Genomic DNA, 7028 nt, shown 5'->3' with positions numbered 1-7028 from the left:
ATTAAAGCGCAGTAGAAGTAATAATATAGAGCGATTGCAGGCTCTATTATTAATAGCTTTAATTGCTCAGTACACATTGTATCTTATTGGAAAGGCAGCAGAAATATTAAAATATCATTACCACTTCCAAGCAAACACAATAAAGAAAAGACGAGTATTATCTTATTGTTATTTAGGAAAAAGAATTCTGACACATAAAAATTATCATATACCAGAATGTATCATTAAAAAGGCTCAAAGAAGTTTAATTAATGAGGCTAAATAAAATGGAAAAGATATGGGGAGCCCTAAGCCTTTAGGCTAACTGTTTAGGGTTTTTAAAGAGTAAGGCTGCCGGTAATATGTCCTGCATTGCTCTAGTACCAACATCCATTTAGGCAAAGCATCACCTACAGGGTTTAACATGTTGTAGGTGATGCTTTGACTTAATATTATAAATTTTATTAGCTGTTTTTTATGCAGGGTGAAATTGCCAATAGTCCTGATTTTGTGTCGTTGGCATTGGTTTTAGTCTTCTATCTTTTGCGGTTTGTTTATTAAAAAAGTAATTATGCAAATCGGTTATTACATAATTATGTTCAAATACATATGAATGGTTAAATGACATCCAACTGGCAACTGGAGTTGCATCAACAGTATCCATACCTTTGGCAAAAGTGATAGGTTTTGAGTCCCCTAGCCTGTTTGAATTATTTGCATAACTTGAAGTAAATAATGCTAAATCTTTACTTGAAGCATATACCGTAATTTGATTAAACGATTGTTGATATTGTGGGAAGTAATGGGTTAAAAAGTCATCTCTGTCAACATCTGGTGCTGCCAGTGCCACTGTGACATCTGGATTTATATTATTCATTTTATTTGACATTAGAGCTTGAGACAAACAATAGCTCCCCATGCTATGAGCAAGTATATATATTTCTTTAAAATTTTGCTTTGACATGTCAACAATCAAATCAGCCAATAAAAATGCTGCAGTTCCAGCTCTTTCTTTATCAGATGCGTATAAAAGTTTATTAGCATTCGATGGCCAACTAAAAAGCACAAATGAATCATTAAACACTAAATCTGTTTTAAGTTGTGCAGATTGATACAGTGCGTCATTAAAGCTAACATTAAAACCATGAATGAATAATAAAGCAGTTTCTTTAGAACCAATTTGTGTTAAGAAGTCTTGCTTTGTAGTCTCGTTGCATGACTTTATACAAATGTGTTTATCGGGATTTTCGCGGTTAATTTTAAATAGTTTTAACGCTTTATCTAAAAATGGTCTTTCAATAATACCTGAGGTATGATCCGTAGGTACGCTTACACTGGCCGTGCCATACGTTACTTCTGAGCGTTTTTCATTTGAGTAAAAATCACCATCATTACCGCTATCAGCTTTTTTACGATTTGTAACATAATTAATATCAACAACAAAATTGTTATTTAGTTTAACAAGTGTATCTTCTTCTAATGGTCGTGATTCTTCAATATTGCTATAAGAATCTTTATCTTCAAAATCAAAATAAGATCGAGAGTATATTTCATTTTCAGCTTCTTCAATATTTAGAAGTATTTCATCTTCAAATGGCTTTTTATAATTTTGTTGGCTAAATAATTCATTTTGACCAAGCTCATTTAATAATAAAGCAACAATAGGCAATTTATAAGATGCATGTTGGTGGGTATATTTAAACTCAGAATGTTTAAATGATTCAATACGTGAAACATCTATTAAAATATCTATCATTTCGTCCATACTAAATGAAAACTTACCACGGCGCGTCATAACGATTATTTTATGACTTTCAAAAATAGCAATGAACGGTGCATGAGTCGAAAGCGTGAACATTTTTCTTGGTAAGCATCGTTGTAATAGACCTGGAATTTCAGACAAGCTTATATTTGTTAGTTGCATTTTAGTCCTTTGATTGCATTATTATGTGTTATCAATAAATTTGTATGGTTTTAATTTTTATATTTTTGCATACAAAAAAATATTATATTTGAGTTATATCATGTTTACAATTAAGGTACCTTGTTTTAAACGAGATTAATGTGTCGGTTTGGCATTCTGTGGGTTGGCTTTTAGGCTAATTGTTTAGGTGGCAATTACCTTGTATTGTTTTAGTACCCGTAAGGCTGAAGCCTCAACTACAGGATTGGTCATTCTGTAGGTTGGCCTTTAGGCTAACTGTTTTAAGTTTTAAAAGAGTAAGTTTGCGGCAATATGCTCCTGCATTGCCCTAGTACCTACATCCATGTAGGCAAAGCCTTACCTACAAGTTTAGGCATTCTGTGGGTTGGCCTTTAGGCTAACTGTTTTAAGTTTTAAAAGAGCAAGGCTTAAGCCTCACCTACAAGATTAGGCATTCTGTGGGTTGGCCTTTAGGCTAACTGTTTAGGTTTAAAAAAAATAAGGCTGCTGCAATATGTTTTTGCATTGCTCTAATACCTGTACCACTACACCCGGCAATATGCTCCTGCATTGCCCTAGTACCAACATCCCTGTAGGCAAAGCCTCACCTACAAAATAAATTATTCGCGTCTTTAATTAGATTTTATTCTTTTTAATTAAAGCCTTAGGTAAAAAACCGTGTTGAAAATACTTTAACACGGGTTTATTTTATATCAGCTGTTGGTAAAAAATGCCTAAGCCTACTGAGCTAATAAATGCGCAATTGCTTGTTTTATTACCTCTGGGTTTTCAAAAGGTACTAAGTGCTTTGAATTTGTCAATTCAATATATTGGCCTCCGGTTTGTTCTGCTATGTCTTTTGACCATTGGCTCCCCTCTTGTTGCCACTTTATAAGGTTTGCTTTATCTTCTTGGTCTGCGTTATTAATGTCTGCTTGTTCAAAGTCAGAGTCTATTACTGTAATTGGAATGTCTAAATTAAGTGCTATATTGCTTACAGTATCTAAATCGGTGGGGTAATTTGCGATTTCAGTTGCTCTTATTTTTTGCCCTGTAATTGTTAACCTTTGGCTGGTAATCGTATGGTAAAAATCCCAATCCATTTTGTCTTGTAGGTCCTCTGCAATCATATCTTTTATTTCAAGTGTTTCTGCTGCTACTTTTTCAGTTGAACGCTCGGTAAAATAGTCTTCCTCAACATAAGGTAAAATATCTATTATGAACTCTTCGTACCAATCAACTGGGTAGCCTTTATATAGTGCAATTGAATGGGGTAATAAAATATCTGGATCTATCCACACCATGTTGTTAATTTTTATATCACTTGCATATTTGTCTTGAAATAGTTGCGCAGTTATATTGCTACTCGCAAAGGATACTAAACTAATTTCATCTTCATTTAACGATTTTAAAACAGTATGTAAGTCATCAACAAAATAGCGATACGATGCTTGGTCGTTATAATCGCCCCATGCATTTCCGGCTCTGTCTATGCTATAAACACGGTAATTTTCTGCAAGCAAAGGTTGCAATAATGCATACCAAGCAGAGTCACTATGAAAGTTTTTATTAAAGCCTGAAATAAGTACAATTGCCGGGCCATCATTATTTAACCCCATGGCACGCACGTGATTAAAACCACTGGGGGTTTTTATCATAAATGAGTTTTTAGGTAATTTAATATTTGATGATTGCTGAAAAAATTTAAGAATATATTTTGATGTATCTAAATTATTTACAAACCAACTATGGCCTGCGTTTTGCGCCGTTAATAGCTGTGTTCGGTGAGTTTCATTTTTATATTCGGTTAAAACAAGGTTGTCGGTCAAGTTATTAACACTAGGCTCTGTATTTATTTGGTTAAGCTGGGCAATTAACGAGGTTGCATCAGGGCTAGATATTAACCCCCAGTTACTATGTTTTTGCCCCTTGTAGGGTAATACATTATCTTTAGTACCATGTATTAACAAATAGTCTGTTGGCTCACTAATGTTACATACTTCAGATAGTTGTACCGACATAGGCGCTGCAACAGATGCAACGGCCTTAAATTTTTCACTGCTATTACATAATAAATTTTGTGTGAACAGTGCCCCTTGAGAAAACCCTGTGCTATAAATTTCATCATCCAAAATATGATAATTTAATTTTACATCGTCAATTATTTGATTTACAAAATCTAAGTCGTCAATACCTAGCCTATTGGGTTTATTGCAATCGCAGCCTTCATTCCACTCTTCTACTTTAGACTGCGGGTATACAATTAAGTAGTTGTCATCATATTGTTCAAACTTGGCCATATTGCGCATTTCACTTGCTGTACCTTTAGAACCATGAAACGCTAAAAGTAATTTATAAGCTTTATTTGCGTTATAGTTGTTAGGTTTAACTAAATAGTATTCTCGGTCACCAATACTGTGTTTATATTTATCAAAACCTGCCACTTGCTCAGCTATTTTGTCTAGGTTTTCTGGCTTATCATTTATATTGCTATTACATGCCATTAATGAACAAACCGCTAGGCTTAAAAGTGTTTTAACTAATTGTGTGTTTATTTTTGTCATTACTTTCTCCTGTTAAAGGCTTCAGGTTAAACAACAGCGCAATAACAAAAACACTTTAGGTACTCAATTAGCTTATTTTTAGCTTATGTTTTTGTTATCATCAATTAAACACTTTAAATACAGGATGTTATATTTTGTTAGCTCAGGTACATTTAATGGCTATTTTTGTTGATACCATAAATCGACAACTCACTTTTGGTGAGCATACGCGTCAACTTGAACCAAAAGTTAACCTTTTATTGCAAGCGTTAATAAAAGCCAATGGTGATATTGTTAGTCGTGAGCAATTAATAGAGCAGGTTTGGCAAGGGAGAATTGTGGGTGATGGTGCGATTAACAGAACTGTGTCACTACTACGTCAACATTTATCGGCTTTAGATAGTCACAATGACTTTATAATAACTGTACCAAAAGCAGGTTATAAGTTATTGCATATTAAAAATTCGCAGCTGATACCTGAGCAAAAGCCTGTTGTTATCGAATTAAAAAATACACTTTTAAAATACAAAACACATATTATTTTGAGCCTTGTACTGCTAACTTTTCTATTAGTGATGACGGTGTGGTTTAAGCCTCAAGTAAATGTAAAATTTAAACAAGCTGAGAGAATCACAGCTCAGTTTGGTGCTGAATATAGTGTATCTACCAATAAAATAGGCGATAAATTACTTTATCAGCATTTTGATAATGAAACTTCATCACGCCAACTTTATTTATTAACTGCTGATCAAAACGCTAAAAAGTTACTACCAAATAAACACATCAAAAATGCAGCAATGAGCCCGAATGGTCAGCTGTTCGCTATGAGTTACCAAAATAAACAAACATGCCAAATTGCATTTTATGATCTAAAAAAATACGTCACAAACAATATACAAACATGTGCTCCAGACAGCCTTGCTCGTTTTACTTGGCATTGGAATTCGCAAGATATTTACTTTAGAAGTCGCGAAAATAAAACACAACCTTATAAAATAAGTCGCTATAACTTAAAAACAAGCCGAAAGTCTTTAATTACCCTGCCCCAAAGCCATGGAAACTTGCTAGGCGATTATTTACTGGATCACCACTTAAATAAAAACTGGCTATTAGTTGCAAGATATATTGATGAAAACAATACACAGTTATTAATTTTAAATAGCTTTACTGGTCAAACTCATTTTACTTATGAAATACCTTATCATGTGAATGCTTTAAGTTGGTTAAACAGTGAGTATGCAAGCTTTGCTGCTAAAGGCGATATTTATTTAATCAATACTTTAACGGGTGAAATAAATTTTGAGTTTAAAGGTGGGCAATCAATAAACTCTATGGATGCAACACAACACAGCCTATTTTTTACTACTTTAGAGCGCGCAAGTCATGTATTTAAACAAAATATCAAAACGGGTAAACGCATTGCCATTGACAAAAATAATGCAATAGCGCAATTACCAAAAATAAGTTCGAGTGGTCAGCTAAGTTACTTATCAAAAAAGCAATCCTCCTTTGAGTGGCAGTTAGTTAAAGGTAACTCAACTTCTACAATCGATATTGATTTACCCTTTGAAATGGGTTTTGACCGTTATGAGTGGTCTGAAAATGGCCGGTTTATATTATTCACTAAACAAGGGGCTATTTATCAAATTGATGTACAAAACAACGTATATCAAAAACTAACAGATAACAAAACAGGTGCCTTCGTTGCTAACTATTCACCCAATGGCAATATTATTTATAGCAGTAATCGCTCTGGTCAATGGCAATTATGGTTATACAAAGCAATTGAAAATACGCATGAGCAATTAACACAACATGGCGGCTATAGCGGCAGAGTAAAAAACAATACATTATTTTTCACTAAATTTAATGAAAACGGTTTATGGCAGATTAATTTAGCTACGGGGGACGAGCAAAAACTCATAGTCAATGTAGACATAATTAACTGGTTAAACTGGCAGTTGATTGATAAGACAATTTACTTTTATCGCCCTGAGTCTGGCATTTGGAAATATGCGATAGACACAGCTGAAGAAACCCTTGTTTTAGCACCTAGCAATAGGTTTTTACATCAATATGCAGTATCAAAAGATCAAAAATCAATTTATTTTATAGAGCGTCAAAACATAGAAGGAGATATATACAAAGTACCATTTAGTATAAACAAATAGTGTTTTAGTACCCGTAAGGCTACCGGCAATAGCTCCTGCATTGCTCTAGTAACTACATCCATGTAGGCAAAGCCTCACCTACAAGACTCGTTATTCTGTGGGTTGGCCTTTCGGCTAACTTTTAAGGATTTTAAAAGAGTAAGGCTACCGGCAATAGCTCCTGCATTGCTCTAGTACCTACATCCATGTAGGCAAAGCCTCACCTATAAGGTTCGTCATTTTGTAGGTTGGCCTTTAGGCTAACTTTTTAGCATTTTAAAAGAGTAAGGCTTAAGCCTCACCTACAAAATTCGTCATTCAGTAGGTTGGCCTTTAGGCTAACTTTTTAGCAATATAAAAGAGTAAGGCTGAAGCCTCACCTATAAGGTTCGTCATTTTGTAGGTTGGCCTTTAGGCTAACTTTTTAGCATT

General features: G+C 34.2%; 3 protein-coding genes and 1 pseudogene. 2 read left to right on the top strand and 2 right to left on the bottom strand.

Translation table 11 applies throughout. The annotated features are described in order from the left end of the window. Nucleotides 1-265: pseudogene (locus tag BM088_RS28195) on the top strand (IS4 family transposase); the annotation flags it as partial. A 189-nt stretch (nt 266-454) separates the two neighbouring features. On the opposite strand, the gene BM088_RS26585 reads toward BM088_RS28195, so the two are convergent. Together BM088_RS26585 and BM088_RS26580 are read right to left on the bottom strand one after the other, a co-directional pair. Beyond that, nucleotides 455-1903 carry an alpha/beta hydrolase gene (locus tag BM088_RS26585; protein ID WP_091991918.1) on the bottom strand — a complete coding sequence of 483 codons (1449 nt, stop codon included), beginning with the start codon at nt 1901-1903 and terminating at the stop codon, nt 455-457. 740 nt (nt 1904-2643) lie between these two features. Beyond that, nucleotides 2644-4467 (bottom strand): alpha/beta hydrolase, encoded by a 1824-nt coding sequence (locus BM088_RS26580; RefSeq protein WP_091991916.1) that lies wholly within the window; start codon nt 4465-4467, stop codon nt 2644-2646. Between the two features lie 155 nt (nt 4468-4622). Between BM088_RS26580 and BM088_RS26575 the strand changes: the two genes are divergently transcribed. Continuing rightward, nucleotides 4623-6617 carry a winged helix-turn-helix domain-containing protein gene (locus BM088_RS26575; RefSeq protein WP_091991915.1) on the top strand — a complete coding sequence of 665 codons (1995 nt, stop codon included), beginning with the start codon at nt 4623-4625 and terminating at the stop codon, nt 6615-6617. Nucleotides 6618-7028 lie beyond the last annotated feature (411 nt).

The organism is Pseudoalteromonas denitrificans DSM 6059, from assembly GCF_900112265.1.
Classification (GTDB): domain Bacteria; phylum Pseudomonadota; class Gammaproteobacteria; order Enterobacterales; family Alteromonadaceae; genus Pseudoalteromonas; species Pseudoalteromonas denitrificans.
The sequence above is the reverse complement of the archived record's forward strand: the minus strand, read 5'-3'. Positions and strand labels throughout refer to the sequence as shown.